The organism is Pseudomonas sp. LB3P58, assembly GCF_054897895.1.
Genome location: NZ_JBUBVE010000001.1, coordinates 573680 through 596218, shown reverse-complemented (window position 1 = coordinate 596218; position 22539 = coordinate 573680). Strand labels below are relative to the sequence as shown.

The window sequence follows — 22539 nt, the reverse complement described above, 5'->3', positions numbered from 1 at the left end:
AGCGGTGAATGAACCTGATGGTTCACTCAATCCCCACCTGATTACGCCCATTGTTCTTCGCCAGATACAGACCCTTGTCCGCCGCCGAGATCAATTGACGGCAATCGCCGCCCGGTTGCGGGGTCATGGTCGACAGGCCGATGCTGATGGTCAGGCTCGAACCTTCGACCGGAAAAACATGCGGAATCTTTAGCGAAGCTACGGTCTGGCGAAGTTTTTCCGCGACCAGTCGCGCGCCACCCGGCGAAGTATTGGGCAGCACCAGGACGAATTCTTCGCCGCCGTAACGGGCCGGCAGGTCCGAAGGACGGGCGCTGGCATCACGAATCGCCGTGGCCACTTTGCGCAGGGCTTCATCGCCTTCAAGGTGGCCGAAGCTGTCGTTGTAGGACTTGAAGTAGTCAACATCGATCATCAGCAGCGACAGTTGACTCTGGTCACGCAGCGAACGGCGCCACTCAAGTTCCAGGTACTCGTCGAAATGCCGGCGGTTCGACAGCCCGGTCAGGCCGTCTGAGTTCATCAAGCGTTGCAGTACCAGGTTGGTGTCGAGCAACTGCTGCTGACTGACCCGCAGCGCGCGGTAAGCGGCGTCACGCTGCAGCAACGTCATGTAGGAGCGCGAGTGATAGCGGATGCGCGCCACCAGTTCGATGTTGTCCGGCAACTTGACCAGGTAATCATTGGCCCCGGCCGCAAACGCCGCGCTCTTGATCAGCGGGTCTTCCTTGGTCGACAGGACAATGATCGGGATGTCCTTGGTCGCCGGATGGTTGCGGTACTCGCGCACCAGGCTCAAGCCGTCAAGACCGGGCATCACCAGATCCTGGAGGATCACCGTCGGTTTGATGCGGATCGCCTGGGCGATGGCCTGGTGCGGGTCGGCGCAGAAGTGGAAGTCGATGTTATCTTCGTTCGACAACCCGCGGCGAACCGCCTCGCCGATCATTGCCTGATCGTCCACCAACAACACCATGGCGGCGTTTTCGTCGGTTTTGAAGTCGTCGAGCTGTAATTCATTCATGGGCAGTCACCTGAGTACTACTTGGGCCAGATTGCTGTGAAATGTCTTCATTTGGGGAAAATCTCCAGCAATCGTGGCGCTATCTTTTCCAGTGGGCGAATCTCCACAGCGGCGTCGATGGCCGCTGCCGCCTTCGGCATTCCGTACACCGCACTGCTGTGCTGATCCTGAGCGATGGTCAGGTAGCCCTGTTGGCGCATGAGTTTAAGCCCCTGTGCGCCATCGCGTCCCATGCCGGTGAGCAAAACACCCACGGCATCGCCGTTCCAGTAATTGGCCACGCTCTCGAAGAACACATCGATCGAGGGCCGGTAGATCTCGTTGACCGGTTCGGCGGTGTAAGCCAGCGTGCCGTTTTTCAACAAGCGAATATGGTGGTTAGTGCCCGCCAGCAGCACCACGCCGGCCTGTGGAGGCTCGCCTTCCTGGGCCAGGCGCACATTCAGGCCGCTGGCGCTGCTGAGCCATTCGGCCATACCGGCGGCGAACACCTGGTCAACATGCTGCACCAGCACGATGGCGGCCGAAAAATCTCGCGGCAACCCCTTGAGCAATACTTCCAGCGCGGCCGGTCCACCTGCCGATGAGCCAATGGCGATCAGGCGCTGGCGCGAAGCCGAACTGCGCAGCGGACTCGGGGCGGCTCGCTCCCGATTGCCCCGGTCACCGATCAGCCAACCGATGTTCATGATCTTGCGCAGTAACGGCGCCGCAGCCTCTTGGGCATTGCCGGCACCGATGGCCGGCGTATCGACCACATCCAGCGCTCCGTGGCCCATGGCCTCAAACACCCGGTGCACGTTCTGCTCGCGGTCGACCGTAACGATGACAATCGCGCACGGCGTTTCAGCCATGATCCGCCGGGTCGCCTCCACGCCATCCATCACGGGCATGATCAGGTCCATCAGGATCAGATCCGGCGTGTTTTCAGCGCAACGCTGCACCGCCTCGGCCCCATTACTGGCGACCCAGACCACCTCGTGCGCCGGATCGAATGCCAAGGTGCGGCGCAGGGCCTCCACCGCCATGGGCATGTCGTTGACGATCGCTATTCTCATGCACGTGCTCCTCCAATGAGCTCAACCACCGCGTCAAGCAGAGCGTCGTCATGAAAACTGGCTTTGGCTAGATAATAGTCGGCTCCAGCGTCCAGTCCACGGCGACGGTCCTCTTCACGATCCTTGTAAGACACCACCATCACCGGAAGGGATTGCAGGCGATTGTCCCGACGCAATAAAGACACCAGTTCGATGCCATCCATGCGCGGCATATCAATGTCGGTGATCAACAGATCGAAATCCTCCGAACGCAGGGCGTTCCAGCCATCCATCCCGTCCACCGCCACCGCCACGTCGTAGCCGCGATTGAGTAACAACTTGCGTTGCAGCTCGCGCACGGTCAGCGAATCGTCGACCACCAGAATCCGTTTTCGAGCGGCTTCAACCACTTGGCTGCCTTGACGGGCAATGCGCTCAAGACGCCCGGTATTGAGCAGTTTGTCCACCGAACGCAGCATGTCTTCGACGTCGACGATCAGCACCACCGAACCATCGTCGAGCAAGGCCCCGGCGGAAATGTCCTGGACCTTGCCCAGACGCTCGTCCAGCGGCAAAACGACCAACGTCCGCTCGCCGATAAAACGCTCGACTGCCACGCCGTAAATCGCCTCGCGCTCACGAATCACCACCACTTTGAGGGTTTGCTGACTGTTCTGGCTCGCCGGACGCTGCAACAGCTGACTGGCCGCGACCAGCCCGACATGCCGGCCTTCGTGCCAGAAATGCTGACGGCCTTCGACCTGGACGATGTCCGCCGGCTCCAGATCGCACATCCGTTCGATGTGGGCCAGCGGAAAGGCATACGCCTCGTCACCGACTTCCACCACCAGACTGCGCACCACCGACAGGGTCAGCGGCACTTCGAGATGGAAGCGACTGCCCTCGCCCGCCACCTGCTCCAGCACGACCGCGCCGCGCACCTGACGGACCATGTGCTGGACCGCATCCAGTCCGACGCCGCGTCCGGAGACTTCGGTGACCGTGTCGCGCAGGCTGAAACCCGGTAGAAACAGAAAGGTCAGCAGCTCTTCTTCAGTCAACTGCGCGGCGGTTTCGGCCGGGGACAATTGGCGTTCGATGATGCTGCGGCGGACCTTTTCCAGATCGACGCCATTGCCGTCATCGCTCAGCTCCAGCACCAGCAGACCGGCCTGATGGGAAGCGCGCAAACGGATCAGGCCTTCAGCGGGTTTGCCCGCCATTAGCCGTTGCTCCGGGGATTCGATGCCGTGATCCACGGCATTGCGCAGCAGGTGGGTCAGCGGTGCTTCAAGCTTTTCCAATACGTCGCGGTCGACCTGGGTTTTCTCGCCCTCGATCTCCAGTCGTACCTGTTTGCCGAGGTCGCGACCGAGGTCGCGGACCATGCGCACTTGCCCGCTCAACACATCGGCAAACGGCCGCATGCGGCAGGCCAGCGCGGTGTCGTACAACACTTGCGCCCGCTGACTGGCCTGCCAGGCGAACTCATCCAGTTCGGCGTTCTTTTCCACCAGCAATTGCTGAGACTCAGCCAGTAGCCGACGAGCGTCATCGAGGGCTTCCTGTGCTTCCAGGCTCAAGGCATGTTCCTTGAGGTGGACGTTGAGGTTTTCCAATGCCCGCAGGCCTTTGTTCTGCATACGCTTGAGGCGTTGCATGGTGGCCAGGTGCGGTTTGAGCCGCAGGGTTTCCACCAGGGATTTGCTCGACAGATCTAGCAGGCTGTTCAGGCGTTCGGCCGTGACCCGCAACACCCGCTCGCCGTTTTCGGTGGTGCGTTTAGTCTTGGGCGCTGGCTCGGCGGGCGCTGCCGGGGGGGCTTCGGTGGCGGCCGGCATGGGCGGCTCAACCTTGGGCGTCGGCGGTTCCAGCTGAAGTTCTGCCATCGGCGGCGCGATGGGGGTAGCCGCCATGTGATCAAGCAGCCGTCCCATCAAGACGACATAAGCTTCGATATCCGCAGGCGCCGGAGCGTTGCCCGGCGTCGCAATCCGCATCAGCAGATCGGTGCCTTGCAACAGTGCATCAATGAGTTCGGGCCGCAGGTACAGGCGCCCTTCCTGGGCGCTGACCAAGTAATCTTCCATCACATGGGCGACGCTGACCCCGGCATCGACCCCGACAATCCGCGCCGCGCCCTTGAGCGAGTGGGCCGCGCGCATGCACGACTCGAGGTAATCGGCCTGGGTCGGATCGCGCTCGAGCGCCAGCAGGCCGGCGCTTAGCACCAAGGTCTGGGCCTCGGCTTCCAGACTGAACAGTTCCAGCAAAGAGGCGTCGCGCATTTGCTCGGGGGTCATGTAAGGCTCCGGGTCACGGCGGACAGCAGCTGTTCTTCATCCAGCCAACGCAGGCTGCGACCTTTGAATTGCAACACGCCACGGGTGTATTTGGCGCTGGCCTGCGTGCCAGAGCGGGACGCTGCCTCGAGGATGCGTTCGTCGATGGCGTGAATCCCGTCCACTTCATCCACCGGCACCACCACCGGCCCGCCGTGGGCGGCGATGATCAGCATGCGCGGCATGACCCGCGCGCCGGACGCCACGCTGCTGGCGCCGTCGAGCCCGAGCAGTTCCACCAGCGACAGGCATGCCACCAACGCGCCGCGCACATTCGCCACGCCGAGCAAGGCCCGGGAGCGTTGGTGCGGCAGGGAATGAATCGCTTGCAGCGGCGCGACTTCCACCAGACTGCGAGTGGCCAGGGCCAGCCACTCTTCGCCCAGGCGGAACATCAGCAGCGAACGGGTTTTCACCTCGCTCTCGACCGCCGTGGAGACTTGCCCGCGGTCTTCCTGCTGCAACGCGTAGCGGTCGAGCAAGCGCGTCGCAGCGGCCGAATACACCGCGCAATTGCGGCAGTGAATGTGATCGCTCAGCAGCGGGCAGGACTTGTCGCCGTGGATACCGATGCGGTTCCAGCAGTCGTCGATGGCCTGGGCATCTTCATGGGTGAGGCTAAAGGTGTCGGCGGCGTTCATCGGTTACGCTCACTGTCAGTGGCGCGCTCACTGCGGGCGGCGCGGTCCTGCAATCGTCTGGCGCCTGCCGTGTCACCCAAGGATTGCAGCAACGCCGCCAGGTGCATCAACGCGTCGGGATGTTGCGGGTCGAGGTACAGCGCCTTGCGATAAAAACCCTGAGCCTCAAGGACTCTGCCGGCGACATCGCTGAGCAAGCCCAGCCAGTAGAAAACCTGGGCCACGGGTTCATGACTTCGCAAATAGCTATCGCACGCGGCGCGGGCCTCGGCACTTTGGCCTTCGTTGGCCAGCGCGGCGATGTTCGCCAGCAGTGTGGCGGTGTCCGGGTTGGCGACTTTCGTCACGACCGGCAGCGGCGCCACCGTTGCGAAGGGCCGGCTGCGAACGGGCGGCGGCGCCACGCTGCGCACCGGTTGGCGCACGGGCAGAGGCGTCGGAACGAACGTCGCAATGGGCGCAGGCTCTGGTGCGCTCTGACGACTGAACGCAAAGGACTGCGGGATGCCGATCGAACGCATGCCGAAACGGCCGAGCAAACTGCCCTCGGCCGGGCCGATAAACAGCACGCCATCCACATGGGTCAGACGCTTGAGTACTTCGAACACTTGCTGCTGGGTCGGCTGATCGAAATAGATCAGCAGGTTGCGGCAAAACACAAAGTCATAAGGCGGCTCGTTGGCCAGCAACGTCGGATCCAGCAGATTGCCGACCTGCAAACGCACTTGTTCGAGTACTCGCCCGCTGAGGCGATAGCCCTCCTCGCCTTCAGCGGTGAAATGCCGGTCGCGAAAGGCGATGTCCTGACCACGGAACGAATTCTTGCCGTACAGCGCGCGCCGGGCTTTTTCCACCGACAACGGGCTGACGTCCATGCCTTCGACCTTGAACTGGTGAGGCTGTAGCCCGGCATCGAGCAATGCCATGGCGATGGAATACGGTTCTTCACCGGTGGAACACGGCAGGCTGAGAATCCGCAGCGCGCGCATATTGTTGATGTCGCTCAGGCGTTTGGCGGCCAGTTTCGCCAACGTGGCGAAGGATTCCGGGTAACGGAAAAACCAGGTCTCGGGGACAATCACCGCTTCGATCAGCGCCTGCTGCTCGTCCTGCGAACCCTGCAAGGTGTGCCAGTACTCATCAGCCGTCAGCGCTTTGGACGCCGTGCTGCGCTGGCGCACCGCACGCTCGATGATCGCCGGGCCTACCGACGTCACGTCGAGACCGATGCGCTCTTTGAGGAAATCGAAAAACCGCTGATCGCTGCTCATGGCCGCTCCTCAAACAGCGCCAGGTCCAACGGCTGCGACGGAAACAGCAGCGCGCGAACCTGATCGTCGAGTAAGTCGGCGACCCGCACCCATTGCAGCAAACCCTGGGCATCTTCACGCACCGGCCCGAGGTACGGCGCCTGGCGATTATCGAGGCCATAGGGCTGAAAATCCGCCGGGTTGCAGCGCAAGGTATCGGTGGCCTGTTCCAGAATCAGCCCGAGCAATTGCGCCTCAGCGGTTTCATCCGGACGGTAATTGACCAGCACCAAGCGCGTGCTGGTGCGGGCCTGGGCCGGTTGGCCGAACGTCAGTGCACTGAGGTCGATCACTGGCACCACCGCGCCACGATAGGCGAACACTCCGGCCACCCATTCCGGCGCGCGGGGAATCGGTTTCAACGGCAGACGCGGCAGCACTTCCGCCACCTCGATAGCCTGCAAGGCATAGCGCTCGTTGCCGATGCGGAACACCAGAAACAATGATTGCAGCGCCGGCTTCACGGCGGTGCGCTTGGCCGTGGGTTCGCTCATCAGACTTTGAATCGCGAAACGCCACTGCGCAGCCCTACGGCCACCTGGCTCAGTTCGTCGATGGCGAAACTGGCCTGGCGCAGGGACTCGACGGTCTGGCTGCTGGCATCGCCCAACTGCACCAGCGCGTGGTTGATCTGCTCCGCGCCCGTGGCCTGGGCCTGCATGCCTTCGTTGACCATCAACACCCGCGGCGCCAACGCCTGAACCTGATGGATGATCTGCGACAGCTGCTCGCCGATTTGCTGCACTTCGGACATACCACGACGCACTTCTTCAGAGAACTTGTCCATGCCCATCACCCCAGCCGACACCGCCGACTGGATCTCGCGCACCATCTGCTCGATGTCGTACGTGGCAACGGCGGTCTGGTCCGCCAGACGCCGCACTTCGGTGGCGACCACGGCAAAACCGCGGCCGTATTCACCGGCCTTTTCGGCCTCAATCGCCGCGTTGAGCGACAGCAGATTGGTCTGGTCGGCGACCTTGACGATGGTCACCACCACCTGGTTGATGTTGCCGGCCTTCTCATTGAGGATCGCCAGTTTGGCGTTGACCAGATCGGCCGCGCCCATCACCGAGTGCATGGTCTCTTCCATCCGCGCCAGGCCTTGCTGCCCGGAACCAGCGAGCACTGAGGCCTGATCGGCGGCGGTGGAGACTTCGGTCATGGTGCGCACCAGATCACGCGAAGTGGCCGCAATCTCACGGGACGTCGCGCCGATTTCGGTGGTGGTGGCGGCGGTTTCGGTGGCGGTGGCTTGCTGTTGCTTGGAGGTGGCAGCGATCTCGGTCACCGAGGTGGTGACCTGCACCGAGGAACGCTGGGCCTGGGACACCAGGGACGTCAGCTCGGTCATCATGTCGTTGAAGCCGGTTTCCACGGCGCCGAATTCGTCCTTGCGCGTCAGATTTAAACGGCCGCTCAGATCGCCGGTACGCATCAATTCAAGAATCTGCACGATACGCTGCATCGGCGCCATGATCACGCGCATCAACAACAGACCACACAAGCCAGCGACAATGATCGCGATCAGTAACGAGAGGCCCATGACCAGTTTTGTCGTCTCGACCGCCGAGACTATCAAGTCAACGGCTGCTTCTTCCTCCATTTTCTTTTGCTCAATGATCCCATCCAACTGCTTGCGAGCGGCAGCCCAGGGCGGGGTCAGTTGCTCGGCGACCATGCGCCGAGCCTGCTCAATGTCTTTGTGCTGGTAAACATCGAGAACCTCAGCGAGCACCTTGTCATAACTATCGTGCAGTTTTAAAAACGCGTCGAAACTGGCCTGTTCATCTTTATCAGCGATGGTCTTCCGATAGTTGGCCACTGCGTTTTCAATAGCATCCTCAGCACTCTGGTACTGGTCCAGTACTGCCTGGGTCATTTTTTGATTGCCACTGAGTCCGATCAGTTGCTGGGTCAGCACATAATCATCAACCCAGGCATTGCGAATCATTGAGCTGTAGTAAAGCCCGGGGAGGCTATCGGTGCGTATCGCCCTTTCACTGGACTCAATTGATATCAAACGTGAATACGTAAGCATCACCATCAACGACATGATGACGATAATCACCGCAAAGCTCGCCAAGATGCGTTGGCGCAACGTCCAGTTCTTCACAGTCAGTCCTCGGGAGGGTATTTCAAATGCTGCGGAGTATAGCCGAGGGCGGGGCTGCATCTAAAAAGGGTTGCGCACCACTTCTCATCCCCGGCAAAAACAGCCGGAATTGGCCCTGAGGGGGGCATGTAGCGCGACTGAAGACGGCCTGCTGACTTACACGGAAGCCTGGCGAACCTGCTTTTCCAACTCAGCCTTCAACCCCGGTTCAAGCTTGAGCTGACGCGCCAGTTCATCAAGGTAGGACTTCTCCATGAAGCTCTCCTCATCCACCAGCATCACACTGGCGATGTACATCTCCGCAGCCATTTCCGGCGTGCTCGCGGCGCGGGCGACGTCGGCCGGGTCCAGCGGTTTGTTGAGTTCGGCGTGCAGCCAGTGCTGCAATTCCTGGTCGTTATCGAGCTTGGTGAATTCACCTTCAATCAGCGCACGTTCGCGTTCATCGACATGCCCATCAGCTTTAGCGGCGGCCACTAACGCTTTGAGAATCGCCTGACTGTGCTGTTCAACTTGCGCCGCTGGTAAGCGGTCGATGGTTTGCGGTTCAGTCTTCGGCGCGGTGCCCTGCTGAGCCTGCCAGTTGCCATACGCCTTGTAGGCAATCACGCCCAGCGCAGCCAGGCCGCCATAAGTCAGGACCTTGCCGCCGACACTGCGCCCTTTCTTGCTGCCCAGCAGCAAACCCATGGCACCGGCCGCCAACGCCCCGCCGCCTGCGCCCGAAAGCAAACTGCCGAGGCCGCCCGAACCACCGCTGCCGCCGAGCAATCCGCCCAAGCCACCGCCAGAGGCCTTGTTTTGTGAGCCGCCGGCCTTGTTCTGCAACATGTCCTGACCGGACTTGAGTAGCTGATCGAGCAATCCACGCGTGTTCATTTTCCGCCTCCAAAAAAGGGGTTAACCGGATCAATAAGGTCACCAGCCTAGATCGAAAGTGCCCGGCATTCGGGGGCGAGAGTGCTTCGAGATGTTGCGCAGCGCCGTTCAGCCGATCACGGCCCTTCAGAAAAATGGATATACACTCAAGCAAATCTATAAAAACCGCCCACCGGGTACTTTCTCCATGATGACCTTGCGTCAGATCCGTCACTTCATCGCCGTGGCCGAGACCGGCTCGATCTCCGCCGCCGCACAAACCGCGTTCATTTCTCAGTCGACCCTCACCTTGGCCATCCAACAACTGGAGCAGGAAATCGGCGTCGGCCTGTTCAACCGTCACGCCAAGGGCATGACGCTGACCCACCAGGGCCACCAATTCCTGCGCCAGGCGCACCTGATTCTGGCGACGGTGGACAACGCCAAACGCAGCCTGCAACAGAGCACCGATCAGGTCGCCGGTCAGTTGATCATCGGCGTGACCAGCCTGGTGGCCGGTTACTACCTCGCCGATCTACTCACCCGCTTCCAGCGCGCCTACCCCAACGTCGAGATCCGGGTGATGGAGGACGAGCGGCCGTACATCGAGCATTTGCTGGTCAGCGGTGAGATCGATGTCGGCGTGCTGATCCTCTCCAACCTCGAAGACCGCCACGCCTTGCAGACCGAAGTGCTGACCCACTCGCCGCACCGGTTATGGCTGCCGGCCCAGCATCCGCTGCTGGAACACGACAGCATCAACCTCGCCGACGTGGCCCGCGAACCGTTGATTCAGCTGAACGTCGATGAAATGGACCGCAATGCGCAACGCATGTGGGCGGCGGCTTCGCTGCAACCGCGCATCACCTTAAGAACGGCCTCGACCGAAGCCGTGCGAAGCCTCGTTGCCGCAGGTTTGGGCGTGTCGATCCAGCCCGATATGACCTATCGCCCGTGGTCACTGGAGGGCGACATCATCGAAGCGCGGCCGATAGCGGACTTGAGCCAGACCCTCGACGTCGGCCTGGCCTGGCGTCGCGGCACCGCGCGCCCAGCGCTGGTGGACCCGTTCCTGACCGTCGCACGCGAGCAACCCCACGGCGGGCGCAAGCCATCTATTTAATCGAACGCCACCTTCAGTATTTAGTATTTGTCGACCTCGGGTGCGGCGCCTAGTCTTGGTACATCTATAAGACGGCCGCGCCCCAGTCACAGGGAGCAGCATGGCCACACAAGAAAAGAGAACCCGAAAAATGGCTGGCGCGCAGACCCCGTTGTTCACCGCGTTGTTGATCGATGGCGAATTGGTCGCGGGCCAGGGGTTTGTCGAACCAATCCTCAACCCGGCCACCGGGGAAGTGCTGATCCACATCGCCGAAGCCAGTACCGAGCAAGTCGAAGCCGCCATTCTCGCCGCTCACCGAGCCTTTGCCGGTTGGTCGCGGACCACGCCGCAACAACGCTCGAACACGCTGTTGGACATCGCCAACGCCATCGAAAAACAAGCCGACCTCCTCGCCCGCCTCGAATCCCTGAACTGCGGCAAGCCCTTGCACTTGGCGCGTCAGGATGACTTGAGCGCCACGGTCGATGTGTTCCGCTTCTTCGCCGGTGCCGTGCGTTGCCAGACCGGCCAGCTCAGCGGCGAATACCTGCCGGGTTACACCAGCATGGTCCGCCGCGATCCGATTGGTGTGGTCGCCTCGATTGCACCGTGGAACTACCCGATCATGATGGCCGCGTGGAAAATCGCCCCAGCCCTGGCCGCCGGCAACACGCTGGTGTTCAAGCCATCCGAACACACGCCGCTGTCGATTCTGGCCCTGGCGCCAGCGCTGGCCGAGATCTTGCCACGCGGTGTGATCAACATTGTTTGCGGTGGCGGTGAAGGCGTCGGCAGCCACTTGGTCAGTCATCCTAAAGTGCGCATGGTGTCGCTGACCGGCGATATCGTCACCGGGCAAAAAATCCTGCAAGCCGCGGCGAAAACCCTGAAACGCACTCACCTCGAACTCGGCGGCAAGGCCCCGGTGATCGTCTGCAACGATGCCGACATTCAAGCGGTGGTCGAAGGCGTGCGTACTTACGGCTATTACAACGCCGGCCAGGATTGCACCGCAGCCTGCCGAATTTATGCACAGGCCGGGATTCATGACCGTTTGGTGGCCGAGCTCGGCGCAGCGGTCAGCAGCCTGCGCTTCGCCGGCAAACGTGACGCCGACAACGAGATCGGCCCGCTGATCAGCACCCGCCAACGCGACCGCGTAGCCAGTTTCGTCGAGCGTGCCCTCGGCCAGCCGCATATCGAGCGGGTGACCGGCGCGGCGGTGCATTCCGGTGCCGGCTTCTATTACCAGCCGACGTTGCTGGCCGGTTGTAAGCAGACCGATGAGATCGTCCAGCGCGAAGTGTTCGGGCCGGTGGTCACCGTGACCCGTTTCGATCAGCTCGAACAAGCCGTGGACTGGGCCAACGACTCGGAATACGGCCTCGCCTCCTCGGTCTGGACCCAGAACCTGGACAAGGCGATGCAGGTCGCGGCGCGCTTGCAATACGGCTGCACCTGGATCAACAGCCATTTCATGCTGGTCAGCGAAATGCCCCACGGCGGCCTGAAGCGTTCGGGCTACGGCAAGGACTTATCCAGCGATTCGCTTCAGGACTACAGCGTGGTGCGGCACATCATGGCCCGCCACGGACAGCATCTCTGACTACGCTTATAACAAGCCGCTAACGGCATGCTTCACCACGTTCAAAACTGCCCCGACCATAATTAAAGAAGAGGGAAACCCCATGTTCGTGCACAAGACCGCACTGCTCAGTGCAATCACCACCGCGCTGCTGGCCAGTGCCAGTATCCAGGCCGCCGAACCGCTGAAAGCCGTCGGTGCCGGCGAAGGTCAGCTGGATATTGTGGCCTGGCCTGGCTACATCGAACGTGGCGAAAGCGACAAGGCCTACGACTGGGTCACCGGCTTCGAAAAGGAAACCGGCTGCAAGGTCAACGTCAAGACAGCCGCCACTTCCGATGAGATGGTCAGCCTGATGTCCAAGGGTGGTTACGACCTGGTGACTGCATCCGGCGATGCCTCCCTGCGGTTGATCGCCGGCAAGCGTGTGCAGCCGATCAACACGGCGTTGATCCCGAACTGGAAGAACATTGACCCTCGCCTCAAGGACGGCCCGTGGTACGTCGTCAATAAGCAAACCTACGGCACCCCGTACCAATGGGGCCCGAACGTGTTGATGTACAACACCAATATCTTCAAAACAGCGCCGGACAGCTGGAGTGTGGTGTTCGAAGAGCAAACCCTGCCGGACGGCAAGTCCAACAAGGGTCGGGTCCAGGCCTACGACGGCCCGATCTACATCGCCGATGCAGCGCTTTATCTCAAATCGAAACAGCCGGAACTGGGCATCAAAGACCCGTACCAGCTCAACGAAGCCCAATACAAAGCGGCGCTGGAGCTGCTTCGCAAGCAACAGCCCTTGATCCACCGCTACTGGCATGACGCAACGGTCCAGATGAGTGACGTCAAAAACGAAGGCGTGGCGGCGTCCAGCACCTGGGGTTACATGGTCAACGGCCTGGTGGCGGACAAGCAGCCGGTTGCCTCGGTCATTCCAAAAGAAGGTGCAACGGGTTGGGCCGACACCACCATGCTCCACGCCGAAGCCAAGCACCCGAACTGCGCCTACAAGTGGATGGACTGGTCGCTGCAACCGAAAGTCCAGGGTGACCTGGCGGCATGGTTCGGTTCGTTGCCTTCGGTTCCGGCCGGGTGCAAGGAAAGCGAATTGCTCGGCGCCGAAGGTTGCAAGACCAACGGTTACGACCAATTCGACAACCTGGCCTTCTGGAAAACCCCGCAGGCTGAAGGCGGCAAGTTTGTGCCGTACAGCCGCTGGACGCAGGACTACATCGCGATCATGGGCGGTCGCTGAGTTCTCAAGAACGACACGGTCGGCTCCCTTTCCCCCCTCTCCCCTGTGGGGCGGTCCGACGTTTCGGGAGGGCTGGGGTGAGGGGTGGTTTTTGACTCCACCTCGATTCTTGGGAATGACCGACACGCGCCCTCACCCCCCGCCCTCTCCCGGAGGGAGAGGGAGCTAAAAGCAGATCGCGTACACCGCAACGATTCAGATTTTTCAGAAGTCCAGGCAGGGGCCGCTGTGAGGCCCTCGCCTTTTTGGAGCACCGCACCATGACGCTTGCAGTCCAGTTCACCAACGTTTCCCGTCAGTTCGGCGAAGTGAAGGCCGTTGACCGGGTTTCCATCGATATCCAGGACGGCGAGTTCTTTTCCATGCTGGGCCCTTCCGGCTCGGGCAAAACCACCTGTCTGCGCCTGATCGCCGGTTTCGAACAACCGAGTGCGGGCTCTATCCGTATTCACGGCGAAGAAGCCGCCGGGCTGCCGCCGTATCAGCGTGACGTGAACACCGTGTTCCAGGATTACGCGCTGTTCCCGCACATGAACGTACTCGACAACGTCGCCTACGGTTTGAAGGTCAAAGGCGTCGGCAAGTCCGAACGCCAGAAACGCGCCGAAGAAGCCCTCGACATGGTCGCCCTTGGCGGTTACGGCGAGCGCAAACCGGTGCAACTGTCCGGCGGCCAGCGCCAGCGTGTGGCCCTGGCCCGCGCCCTGGTCAATCGTCCGCGCGTGCTGCTGCTCGATGAACCGTTGGGTGCACTCGATTTGAAGCTGCGCGAGCAAATGCAGGGTGAATTGAAGAAGCTGCAACGCCAGCTCGGCATCACCTTCATCTTCGTCACCCACGACCAGACCGAAGCGCTGTCGATGTCGGATCGCGTGGCGGTATTCAACAAGGGGCGCATCGAACAGGTCGACACTCCGCGCAACCTCTACATGAAACCGGCTACAACCTTTGTGGCGGAATTCGTCGGCACCTCCAACGTGATTCGCGGTGACCTGGCGAAACTATTGAGCGGCAATCCACAGCCGTTTTCGATTCGCCCGGAACACGTGCGTTTCGCCGAAGGGCCGCTGGCCAGCCATGAAATCGAAGTCAGCGGTTTGCTCCACGACATTCAGTACCAGGGCAGCGCCACGCGCTATGAACTGAAACTGGAAAACGGCCAGACCCTGAACATCAGCCAGGCCAACGTCCAGTGGCTGGACGTCAGCGCGCAACATCAGACCGGGCAACGCATCAGCGCACGCTGGGCACGGGAAGCGATGATCCCGCTGCACGACAACGCTGTCGGTGGGGTGTGAGATGAACAGCGTGGCTCTCCCTCAAACCCCGGCCGGCGGCTCGCCGTTGCGCAGGTTTTCCAACCTGCTGTATCGCCGGCCGAACCTGTACCTGTCGATGCTGCTGGTCCCGCCATTGCTGTGGTTCGGCGCGATCTACCTCGGTTCGCTGCTGGTTCTGCTGTGGCAAGGTTTCTACACCTTCGATGACTTCACCATGGCGGTCACGCCCGACCTGACCCTGGCGAACTTCGCTGCGCTGTTCCAGCCGTCGAACTTCGACATCATCCTGCGCACCTTGAGCATGGCCGTCGTCGTGTCGATCGCCAGCGCCATCGTCGCGTTCCCGATCGCCTACTACATGGCGCGCTACACCACCGGCAAAACCAAGGCGTTTTTCTACATCGCGGTGATGATGCCGATGTGGGCCAGTTACATCGTCAAGGCGTATGCCTGGACCTTGCTGCTGGCCAAGGGCGGCGTGGCGCAGTGGTTCGTTCAGCACCTGGGTCTTGAGCCGGTTTTGCAGTTCATTCTGGGCATTCCGGGCGTGGGCGGCAGCACCTTGTCGACCTCGCACCTGGGCCGGTTCATGGTGTTCGTCTACATCTGGCTGCCGTTCATGATCCTGCCGATCCAGGCCTCGCTGGAACGTCTGCCGCCGTCGTTGCTGCAAGCGTCGGCCGACCTCGGTGCCAAGCCACGCCAGACCTTCATGCAAGTGACGCTGCCGCTGTCGATTCCAGGCATCGCGGCCGGTTCGATCTTCACCTTTTCACTGACCTTGGGCGACTTCATCGTGCCGCAACTGGTGGGCCCGCCGGGCTACTTCGTCGGCAGCATGGTGTACGCCCAGCAAGGCGCGATCGGCAACATGCCGATGGCTGCGGCCTTCACGTTGGTGCCGATTGTGTTGATCGCCATTTACCTGACTGTCGTGAAACGACTGGGGGCCTTCGATGCGCTCTGATGCGAAAAAACCAAGGCCAGAAACGCACGGCGAGAAAGCCTCGCTCGGCCTGCGCATCGCCGCCTGGGGCGGGTTGGTGTTTCTGCACTTTCCGATCCTGATCATCTTCCTGTACGCCTTCAACACCGAAGACGCAGCGTTCAGTTTTCCGCCTAAAGGCTTCACGTTGAAGTGGATCGGCGTGGCGTTCTCGCGTCCCGACGTGCTGGAAGCGATCAAGCTGTCGCTGCAAATCGCTTCCGTCGCGACGTTGATTGCATTGGTCCTCGGCACACTGGCATCGGCGGCGTTGTACCGCCGCGATTTCTTCGGCAAGCAAGGCATCTCGCTGATGCTGATCCTGCCGATTGCCTTGCCGGGGATCATCACCGGCATCGCGTTGCTGGCGACCTTCAAGACGCTGGGCATTGAGCCGGGGATGTTCACCATCATCGTCGGTCACGCGACCTTCTGTGTGGTGATCGTCTACAACAACGTCATCGCCCGCTTGCGTCGCACTTCGCACAGTTTGATCGAGGCTTCGATGGACCTCGGCGCCGACGGCTGGCAGACCTTTCGCTACATCGTCCTGCCGAACCTCGGCTCGGCGTTGCTGGCCGGCGGCATGTTGGCGTTTGCCCTGTCGTTCGACGAAATCATCGTCACCACCTTCACCGCCGGCCATGAACGCACCCTGCCGCTGTGGCTGCTCAACCAGCTCAGCCGCCCACGGGACGTGCCGGTGACCAACGTCGTCGCGATGCTGGTGATGATGGTGACCATGCTGCCGATCCTCGGCGCCTATTACCTGACCCGTGGCGGCGAAAGCGTTGCGGGCAGTGGCGGGAAATAACCGAATAACTGTAGGAACCGAATCCATTGTGGGAGTGAGCCTGCTCGCGATGACTGACTGTCATTCAGCAGTGATGTCGACTGTAAGACCGCCATCGCGAGCAGGCTCGCTCCCACAGTTTGATCGGGTTCCGACAGAAAAATAAAAGCTGCAATGAGGACAAAGCCATGCAAACCAAACTCTTGATCAATGGCCAACTGATCGACGGCGAAGGCCCCGCCCAACCGGTGTTCAACCCGGCCCTCGGTCGTGTGTTGGTGGAAATCAACGAAGCCAGTGAAGCCCAGGTCGATGCCGCCGTGCGTGCCGCCGACAGCGCTTTTGAAGGCTGGTCGCAAACCACGCCGAAAGAACGTTCGCTGCTACTGCTCAAACTCGCCGACGCCATTGAAGCCCACGGCGAAGAGCTGGCCAAACTGGAGTCGGACAACTGCGGCAAGCCTTACAGCGCCGCGCTGAACGACGAGATCCCGGCGATTGCCGACGTGTTCCGTTTCTTCGCTGGCGCCAGCCGTTGCATGAGCGGTTCGGCGGGCGGTGAATACCTGCACGGCCACACCTCGATGATCCGCCGCGACCCGGTCGGCGTGATCGCCTCCATCGCACCGTGGAACTACCCGCTGATGATGGTCGCCTGGAAAATCGCTCCAGCCCTCGCGGCGGGTAATACCGTAGTGCTCAAGCCGTCGGAACAAACCCCGCTGACCGCGCTGCGTCTGGCGGAACTGGCGTCGGACATTTTCCCGGCCGGTGTGCTTAACCTGGTGTTCGGTCGTGGGCCTACGGTCGGTAGCCCGCTGGTCACACACCCGAAAGTGCGCATGGTCTCGTTGACCGGCTCGATTGCCACCGGTTCGAACATCATTTCCAGCACCGCCGACAGCGTCAAACGCATGCACATGGAACTGGGCGGCAAGGCCCCGGTGATCATCTTCGACGACGCCGACATCGATGCAGCCGTGGAAGGCATTCGCACCTTCGGTTTCTACAACGCCGGCCAGGACTGCACCGCCGCCTGCCGCATCTACGCGCAGGAAGGCATCTACGACAAATTCGTCGAGAAGCTCGGCGAAGCGGTCAGCAGCATCAAGTACGGTGTGCAGGACGATCCGTCGACCGAACTGGGCCCGTTGATCACCGCGCAACATCGCGACCGTGTGGCCGGGTTTGTCGAACGTGCCGTGGCGCAGCCGCATATCCGATTGATCACCGGCGGTAAGGCTGTGGAAGGCAATGGCTTCTTCTTCGAACCAACGGTGTTGGCCGACGCGCAACAGGACGATGAAATCGTCCGTCGCGAAGTGTTCGGGCCGGTGGTATCGGTGACCAAATTCGCCGATGAAGCACAGGTGCTGGGCTGGGCCAACGATTCGAACTACGGCCTGGCGTCGTCGGTCTGGACCTCGGACGTCGGTCGTGCGCATCGCTTGTCCGCACGCTTGCAGTACGGCTGCACCTGGGTGAATACGCACTTCATGCTGGTCAGCGAAATGCCTCACGGCGGTCAGAAACTGTCCGGTTATGGCAAGGACATGTCCATGTACGGGCTGGAGGACTACACCGTCGTTCGGCATGTGATGTTCAAGCACTAAAAGCTTCGCGAGCAGGCTCGCTCCCACATTTGGAATGCATTCCCCTGTGGGAGCGAGCCTGCTCGCGAAGGTGTCACCCCGATCTCAAGGATGATCTCGGCAACACGCACCACAGGTTCCACCCCAAAGAAGCCAAAACAATAACCACCGATCCGGGCAGCGCCGTCATGGCCCTGTCACGGTTTCGGACATCCGAAATCTGCCGATTTTCCGGAGCTAACACCATGGATACAACACCCGAACTCGCTGTACCCGTCGCGGACAGCGACGCCGAGCAGCTACGCAAACTGGGTTACACCTCGAACTTCAATCGCAGCATGAGCCTGTGGGAAAACTTCGCCCTGGGCTTCACTTATCTCTCTCCGGTCGTAGGGGTTTATACCCTGTTCGGCCTGTGCCTCGCCGCCGGTGGGCCACCGATGTTCTGGGCCTATTTGCTGGTCGGTTGCGGCCAGTTGCTGGTGTGCCTGATCTTCGGTGAGGTGGTCTCGCAGTTCCCGATTTCCGGCGGCGTGTACCCGTGGGCTCGCCGCTTGGTGGGCAAGCGCTGGGCGTGGATGGTCGGCTGGATCTACTCCATCGCCCTGTGCGTCACCATCGCCGCCGTTGCGGTGGGCGCCGGTCCGTACCTGGCCGCCATGATGGGCTTTGAACCGAGCAACAACACCAACATCGTCATCGCACTGTTCCTGACGTTGTTCGCCACTCTGGTCAACCTCAGCGGCACCAAAGTGCTGGCACGGATCGCCATGTTCGGCTTCCTCTGCGAACTGGTCGGTGCGGTGATCGTCGGCGTTTACCTGCTGATCTTCGAACGTCATCAATCGATCAGTGTGTTGTTCAATACCTTCGATATCAGCATTGATGGCTCCTACCTGCCGGCGTTTCTCACCGCCTCGCTGGCGGGGATGTTCCTGTACTACGGCTTCGAGGCCTGCGGCGATGTGGCCGAAGAAACCCCGAACCCGAGCAAACAGATCCCGGTGGCCATGCGCATGACCATCTACATCGGCGGCATCGCGGCGATGTTCGCCTGCCTGGCGCTGATCCTCGCCGTGCCAGACATGCAAGCGGTGATCAACGGCACCGACAAGGACCCGGTCACCACCATCCTCAACAACGCCTTCGGCCCGGTCGGTTCGAAAGTGGTGATGGGTGTGGTGATGATTTCCTTCATCTCCTGCGTCATCAGCCTGCAAGCCGCGGCGAGTCGACTGCTGTATTCCTACGCTCGAGATGAAATGATCATCGGCAGCTCACTGCTGAAGAAGATTTCTCCTACGACTCAGGTTCCGGTTGCTGCACTGTTCGTGTCCGGCGTCCTGCCGGCGCTGATCATTGTGCTGGGCTTCTTCCTGCAGGATGCCGTGGCAACCATCGTCAGCTTCGCGGCCATAGGTATCTACCTGGCGTTCCAGATGATCGTGCTCGCCGCTTTGTATGCGCGCATGAAAGGCTGGAAACCAAGCGGCAAATTCACCCTCGGCCCCTGGGGCTGGGCAGTGAACATCGGCGCGCTGGTCTATGGCGTCGGCGCGATCATCAACATGGCCTGGCCGCGCACACCGGATGCGGCGTGGTACATCAACTACGCGATGGTGTTGAGTACTGCGATCGTGATTGGGTTGGGGCTGGTTTATATGTGGCTTGCCAAGCCGTATGACCATGGGACTGCGCCTGCGGGGGATGCTTGGAAGGTTAGTCGGTAACGGTACTTGCCCAGCCCGCAGCGATGCGGGCTGGGTTTGAAGTGTTAGATCGGCAGGGGTTTGGAGAGAATTTCGAATTCGTCCATCAGCAGATGGATTTCGGTACTGGGGTTGGGGTCGCCACTGATAGCGACGTCCTCGATAATCTTTGGTGCCAAATCTCTCGCCCTTTGGAAGGGCTCACCTAAAAGTTGTGCGAAATAGTTGGTGTCTTCGCCTTTTTCGTATTTATCCATGCTGGGTTTTTCTCTGAGGCTCTTGGCCACCAAGTCGCCTGGAGAGTGCTTCCCAACCGCTCGAAATGGCTTTCGATTGAAACCGAAGTGCAGAAGCAGCCAAAACTCAAAACAGGGGTACGAAGCGATGACTTTGATTTTCGGATGAGACCTCGCCAGATTTATCGCTCGTTCAAAACACAGATGTGTATCGCGATCCAATGCACAAAACACCTTGTCGAAGCCTTTCTGGCGGGCTATTGCTGTTTCTACAATGCCGCTTGGGTGTGTGACGCCACAGTGGGCAATTTCCACTTGAGCTTTGGCGCGAAAATGAAATGCAGCCTCCTCCAGATATCGCTTTCCTGACTTGCTGTCTTCACAGAGGATCAACACTTTGGGTTGAGGCTTGAACCGCGGTGCCTTTCGATCAAATAGCCGTATCGAACGCGCCATGATCAACCCCGCCTTATCAGTGGCAACCCGCGATAACGGCCTTCAAAGTAACGCTTCTCGACATCCTCCCCTTCCCGCCCTTCAAAGTCGTAAACAGAAAAAAGGCAGGTTGCACCGTTAGCGTCTCTTTCGGTGATCCAGAACTGATCGCGTCGAAGCGCTTTGGCGTTCATTAGATGAGTGTCGTGAGTGGTAAAGATCAGTTGAGTATCCAGCCCACTGTCCAGGTGCTTCTCAATCAAGTCCGCGACTATTGAGGGATGAAGGCTGCTGTCCAACTCATCGACAGAAAGTATCCCGCTACCATCGGCGTGATTGATCATGAACCAGGGCAGCCAGAACCCAATCAGGTTTTTCGTACCGTCGGACTCCTCGGAAAAATCAAACTCCGCACTGCCTAAAAGACTCGTATGCGTCAGGGTTACTTTGTCTTTTTGGGCGGCTGCGAAGAACTCTTTCAGTGTGAGCTTTTTGGTGCGTTGAACAGACTCTGCGTCTTCGGTGTTGAGCCGGATCGCTGAAACCGGGATATCCACTTCTTTTAGAAAGTCTCGTAAATCATGTGTGTAATCCGATGCCATCCGAAGAAATCTGATGGACGCTGCTGACAGCCCCATCATGTTGTTCTGCTCAATAACGAGTAGACCGGTTTGAAACCAGCTAAACGGCCCCCGCAACTGAGTCAACTCTTCGCTACTGTTCGCAACCGCCTGCGAAATAAACAACATCTTGGGGCTCGTCAGACGCTGCCAAGCGTTGTGCACGTCTTTACCACCCTCAAGGCTTGAGCCAAAAACATATTGCTCCCCCTCATCAACAAAACGAAGCGAATACAACAGCGTTTCCTTACCTTTGGGATAGGAAACCAATTGTTCCTCGATAATCCGCTGCGCCGTCATGCGCAGAACAAACCGATATCGGACCCCGCGTTGGATGAAGTTGTACTCAAAAGAGCTGGGTTCATTTTGAAGTTGCGGGTCAAAACGAAATGGCGAGACCGGTAGCGGTTCATCATTTGATGTAGGTATCGAAGCAAGCAAACTCCCCATGATCCCCATTGCCCGGATAAGCGAAGATTTACCGGATGCGTTCGGTCCGTAAATCGCCGCCACCTTCAATAAATCAGGCAGTTTTTCCCCATTTACGATGGGTGTGAACACGTTGCGCTTTTTGCTCAAGCGCGGCGTCGCAGCCATGGACAGGGTTTGTTTGTCACGGAAGGAGCGATAATTGGAAACTGAAAATTCGATCAACATGTAGCAAACCTGCAGTTCGTTCCTGAATGCGGGAAAAACTATAGGAAAAACCACGACTGTGACGCTGCTTGACTGCACCTCATGCAAAAACAGGCAATTCCTACAGATCGAACCTTCCAGAAAAGACACTGATTCCTACAACACGCGGCGCCAGAGTAGACTTGGCACCGCGAGCGCCTTGCAGATAGGCTTCAACCCGTTGCTGCAACATCAGCAACCCGGGGTCGAAGCCGGAATATCATCAACATGGCGCATCCGCGTCCCCATATGAACTGGGGCATTTTTGCCTTTCAGCTTCGCTTTATGGTGGGCCGTGTGGCGCGGGCCTCTCGGCTTCCGTGTTGATCGAGAATGTTCCGACTTCGAACGCCACATGGTCCGCCACCCAAATCTGTCGAAGGATTAGTGGCGGCTCCTTTTTCAACATGGAGTCGAAAAAATGATTACGCACACACCAAATCCGTCTGAAACCCATCCGTATTTCACCCCTACCATCTTCACCCGCCACAACCGCTTCCTCCACGCCTTCATGCAGGACAACCAAGCCTGGTTCTGCGTCCAGGACCTCGGTCGCCTGATGGGCCGCCCGATGGATCAACGCCTCACCCTGAAACTCGATCCCGATCAGCGTCGATACGTCTGGTTGCTCAAGAGTGGGAAAACAGTCGAATCACTGATGGTCAGCGAATCAGGGATGTACGCCCTTCTGGTGCACCACTTCGTCCCGGAAAACCGAAACCTGCGCCAGTGGCTGAGCAACGAAGTCATACCTACGCTGCGTGAGTCGAAAGCGACATCTGTGGATAACATTCCAAGCCTGAGTTCGTTGCAGTGGGCCGGGATCTCGGTGCCGCTGCTGCATTGGCAGCATCAGGCCTGGGTCAAGTGGCGGGACATGCCTGATCTGATGCAGGCACAGCGGCCGTTCACGATCGTAGGCACTTGCAGTTGAAGGTAGA

19 protein-coding genes are annotated in these 22539 nt (G+C 59.9%); 9 read left to right on the top strand and 10 right to left on the bottom strand.

The window, feature by feature from the left end; genetic code table 11:
• Positions 1 to 22 precede the first annotated feature (22 nt).
• The 8 genes from ACYZTZ_RS02695 to ACYZTZ_RS02660 all read right to left on the bottom strand — a co-directional run bounded on the left by ACYZTZ_RS02695 (position 23) and on the right by ACYZTZ_RS02660 (position 9349).
• The gene (locus ACYZTZ_RS02695) at positions 23 to 1024 is read right to left on the bottom strand and encodes a diguanylate cyclase domain-containing protein (RefSeq protein WP_461997141.1); all 1002 of its coding nucleotides are present in this window, start codon (positions 1022 to 1024) and stop codon (positions 23 to 25) included.
• Between the two features lie 47 nt (positions 1025 to 1071).
• The gene (gene cheB, locus ACYZTZ_RS02690) at positions 1072 to 2082 is read right to left on the bottom strand and encodes a chemotaxis-specific protein-glutamate methyltransferase CheB (RefSeq protein WP_461997140.1); all 1011 of its coding nucleotides are present in this window, start codon (positions 2080 to 2082) and stop codon (positions 1072 to 1074) included.
• Positions 2079 to 4364 carry a response regulator gene (locus tag ACYZTZ_RS02685; protein ID WP_461997139.1) on the bottom strand — a complete coding sequence of 762 codons (2286 nt, stop codon included), beginning with the start codon at positions 4362 to 4364 and terminating at the stop codon, positions 2079 to 2081. The genes cheB and ACYZTZ_RS02685 overlap by 4 nt, the downstream gene beginning before the upstream one ends.
• The gene (locus ACYZTZ_RS02680; RefSeq protein WP_046048170.1) at positions 4361 to 5044 is read right to left on the bottom strand and encodes a chemotaxis protein CheW; all 684 of its coding nucleotides are present in this window, start codon (positions 5042 to 5044) and stop codon (positions 4361 to 4363) included. Before ACYZTZ_RS02680 ends, ACYZTZ_RS02685 begins: the two co-directional genes overlap by 4 nt.
• Positions 5041 to 6315 carry a CheR family methyltransferase gene (locus tag ACYZTZ_RS02675; RefSeq protein WP_461997138.1) on the bottom strand — a complete coding sequence of 425 codons (1275 nt, stop codon included), beginning with the start codon at positions 6313 to 6315 and terminating at the stop codon, positions 5041 to 5043. Before ACYZTZ_RS02675 ends, ACYZTZ_RS02680 begins: the two co-directional genes overlap by 4 nt.
• Complete coding sequence (locus tag ACYZTZ_RS02670; protein WP_461997137.1) at positions 6312 to 6848, bottom strand: chemotaxis protein CheW; 537 nt, start codon at positions 6846 to 6848, stop codon at positions 6312 to 6314. Before ACYZTZ_RS02670 ends, ACYZTZ_RS02675 begins: the two co-directional genes overlap by 4 nt.
• Complete coding sequence (locus ACYZTZ_RS02665) at positions 6848 to 8470, bottom strand: methyl-accepting chemotaxis protein (RefSeq protein ID WP_461997136.1); 1623 nt, start codon at positions 8468 to 8470, stop codon at positions 6848 to 6850. The genes ACYZTZ_RS02670 and ACYZTZ_RS02665 overlap by 1 nt, the downstream gene beginning before the upstream one ends.
• Before the next feature lie 156 nt (positions 8471 to 8626).
• A complete protein-coding gene (locus tag ACYZTZ_RS02660; protein ID WP_461997135.1) occupies positions 8627 to 9349 on the bottom strand; it encodes a tellurite resistance TerB family protein in 723 nt (240 codons plus the stop codon).
• A 187-nt stretch (positions 9350 to 9536) separates the two neighbouring features.
• Between ACYZTZ_RS02660 and ACYZTZ_RS02655 the strand changes: the two genes are divergently transcribed.
• From ACYZTZ_RS02655 to ACYZTZ_RS02620, 8 genes are all read left to right on the top strand, one after another.
• Complete coding sequence (locus ACYZTZ_RS02655) at positions 9537 to 10451, top strand: LysR family transcriptional regulator (RefSeq protein WP_046048338.1); 915 nt, start codon at positions 9537 to 9539, stop codon at positions 10449 to 10451.
• A gap of 130 nt (positions 10452 to 10581) precedes the next feature.
• Complete coding sequence (locus tag ACYZTZ_RS02650) at positions 10582 to 12039, top strand: gamma-aminobutyraldehyde dehydrogenase (RefSeq protein WP_462000634.1); 1458 nt, start codon at positions 10582 to 10584, stop codon at positions 12037 to 12039.
• 82 nt (positions 12040 to 12121) lie between these two features.
• Positions 12122 to 13273: a putative ABC transporter substrate-binding protein YdcS gene (gene ydcS, locus ACYZTZ_RS02645; RefSeq protein WP_461997134.1), complete on the top strand. Its 1152-nt coding sequence runs from the start codon at positions 12122 to 12124 to the stop codon at positions 13271 to 13273.
• Between the two features lie 260 nt (positions 13274 to 13533).
• Positions 13534 to 14571 carry an ABC transporter ATP-binding protein gene (locus ACYZTZ_RS02640; RefSeq protein ID WP_461997133.1) on the top strand — a complete coding sequence of 346 codons (1038 nt, stop codon included), beginning with the start codon at positions 13534 to 13536 and terminating at the stop codon, positions 14569 to 14571.
• A 1-nt stretch (position 14572) separates the two neighbouring features.
• Positions 14573 to 15520 (top strand): ABC transporter permease, encoded by a 948-nt coding sequence (locus ACYZTZ_RS02635; protein WP_095132350.1) that lies wholly within the window; start codon positions 14573 to 14575, stop codon positions 15518 to 15520.
• Positions 15510 to 16352: an ABC transporter permease gene (locus ACYZTZ_RS02630; RefSeq protein ID WP_223429732.1), complete on the top strand. Its 843-nt coding sequence runs from the start codon at positions 15510 to 15512 to the stop codon at positions 16350 to 16352. The genes ACYZTZ_RS02635 and ACYZTZ_RS02630 overlap by 11 nt, the downstream gene beginning before the upstream one ends.
• Positions 16353 to 16519: 167 nt before the next feature.
• On the top strand, positions 16520 to 17944 hold the full coding sequence (locus ACYZTZ_RS02625; RefSeq protein WP_461997132.1) for a gamma-aminobutyraldehyde dehydrogenase: 1425 nt from the start codon (positions 16520 to 16522) through the stop codon (positions 17942 to 17944).
• A 224-nt stretch (positions 17945 to 18168) separates the two neighbouring features.
• Entirely contained in the window at positions 18169 to 19653 is a 1485-nt protein-coding gene (locus tag ACYZTZ_RS02620) for an APC family permease (RefSeq protein ID WP_461997131.1), read from the top strand.
• A 44-nt stretch (positions 19654 to 19697) separates the two neighbouring features.
• Here the strand turns inward: ACYZTZ_RS02620 and ACYZTZ_RS02615 are convergent, their stop codons facing one another.
• Both ACYZTZ_RS02615 and ACYZTZ_RS02610 read right to left on the bottom strand, forming a co-directional pair.
• Positions 19698 to 20324 carry an RloB family protein gene (locus ACYZTZ_RS02615; RefSeq protein WP_461997130.1) on the bottom strand — a complete coding sequence of 209 codons (627 nt, stop codon included), beginning with the start codon at positions 20322 to 20324 and terminating at the stop codon, positions 19698 to 19700.
• A 2-nt stretch (positions 20325 to 20326) separates the two neighbouring features.
• The gene (locus tag ACYZTZ_RS02610; RefSeq protein ID WP_461997129.1) at positions 20327 to 21580 is read right to left on the bottom strand and encodes an AAA family ATPase; all 1254 of its coding nucleotides are present in this window, start codon (positions 21578 to 21580) and stop codon (positions 20327 to 20329) included.
• A 439-nt stretch (positions 21581 to 22019) separates the two neighbouring features.
• Here ACYZTZ_RS02610 and ACYZTZ_RS02605 point away from each other — a divergent pair, with 439 nt between their 5' ends.
• Positions 22020 to 22532, top strand: coding sequence for a BRO-N domain-containing protein (locus ACYZTZ_RS02605; RefSeq protein ID WP_461997128.1), 513 nt, complete (start codon positions 22020 to 22022; stop codon positions 22530 to 22532).
• Positions 22533 to 22539: the final 7 nt, after the last annotated feature.

Excerpts from the sequence above, each read along its gene's own strand:
- ACYZTZ_RS02695 (WP_461997141.1), bottom strand. The coding sequence starts at position 1,024 with ATGAATGAATTACAGCTCGACGACTTCAAAACCGACGAAAACGCCGCC.
- cheB (WP_461997140.1), bottom strand. The coding sequence starts at position 2,082 with ATGAGAATAGCGATCGTCAACGACATGCCCATGGCGGTGGAGGCCCTG.
- ACYZTZ_RS02685 (WP_461997139.1), bottom strand. The coding sequence starts at position 4,364 with ATGACCCCCGAGCAAATGCGCGACGCCTCTTTGCTGGAACTGTTCAGT.
- ACYZTZ_RS02680 (WP_046048170.1), bottom strand. The coding sequence starts at position 5,044 with ATGAACGCCGCCGACACCTTTAGCCTCACCCATGAAGATGCCCAGGCC.
- ACYZTZ_RS02675 (WP_461997138.1), bottom strand. The coding sequence starts at position 6,315 with ATGAGCAGCGATCAGCGGTTTTTCGATTTCCTCAAAGAGCGCATCGGT.
- ACYZTZ_RS02670 (WP_461997137.1), bottom strand. The coding sequence starts at position 6,848 with ATGAGCGAACCCACGGCCAAGCGCACCGCCGTGAAGCCGGCGCTGCAA.
- ACYZTZ_RS02660 (WP_461997135.1), bottom strand. The coding sequence starts at position 9,349 with ATGAACACGCGTGGATTGCTCGATCAGCTACTCAAGTCCGGTCAGGAC.
- ACYZTZ_RS02655 (WP_046048338.1), top strand. The coding sequence starts at position 9,537 with ATGATGACCTTGCGTCAGATCCGTCACTTCATCGCCGTGGCCGAGACC.
- ACYZTZ_RS02650 (WP_462000634.1), top strand. The coding sequence starts at position 10,582 with ATGGCTGGCGCGCAGACCCCGTTGTTCACCGCGTTGTTGATCGATGGC.
- ydcS (WP_461997134.1), top strand. The coding sequence starts at position 12,122 with ATGTTCGTGCACAAGACCGCACTGCTCAGTGCAATCACCACCGCGCTG.
- ACYZTZ_RS02640 (WP_461997133.1), top strand. The coding sequence starts at position 13,534 with ATGACGCTTGCAGTCCAGTTCACCAACGTTTCCCGTCAGTTCGGCGAA.
- ACYZTZ_RS02635 (WP_095132350.1), top strand. The coding sequence starts at position 14,573 with ATGAACAGCGTGGCTCTCCCTCAAACCCCGGCCGGCGGCTCGCCGTTG.
- ACYZTZ_RS02630 (WP_223429732.1), top strand. The coding sequence starts at position 15,510 with ATGCGCTCTGATGCGAAAAAACCAAGGCCAGAAACGCACGGCGAGAAA.
- ACYZTZ_RS02625 (WP_461997132.1), top strand. The coding sequence starts at position 16,520 with ATGCAAACCAAACTCTTGATCAATGGCCAACTGATCGACGGCGAAGGC.
- ACYZTZ_RS02620 (WP_461997131.1), top strand. The coding sequence starts at position 18,169 with ATGGATACAACACCCGAACTCGCTGTACCCGTCGCGGACAGCGACGCC.
- ACYZTZ_RS02615 (WP_461997130.1), bottom strand. The coding sequence starts at position 20,324 with ATGGCGCGTTCGATACGGCTATTTGATCGAAAGGCACCGCGGTTCAAG.
- ACYZTZ_RS02610 (WP_461997129.1), bottom strand. The coding sequence starts at position 21,580 with ATGTTGATCGAATTTTCAGTTTCCAATTATCGCTCCTTCCGTGACAAA.
- ACYZTZ_RS02605 (WP_461997128.1), top strand. The coding sequence starts at position 22,020 with ATGATTACGCACACACCAAATCCGTCTGAAACCCATCCGTATTTCACC.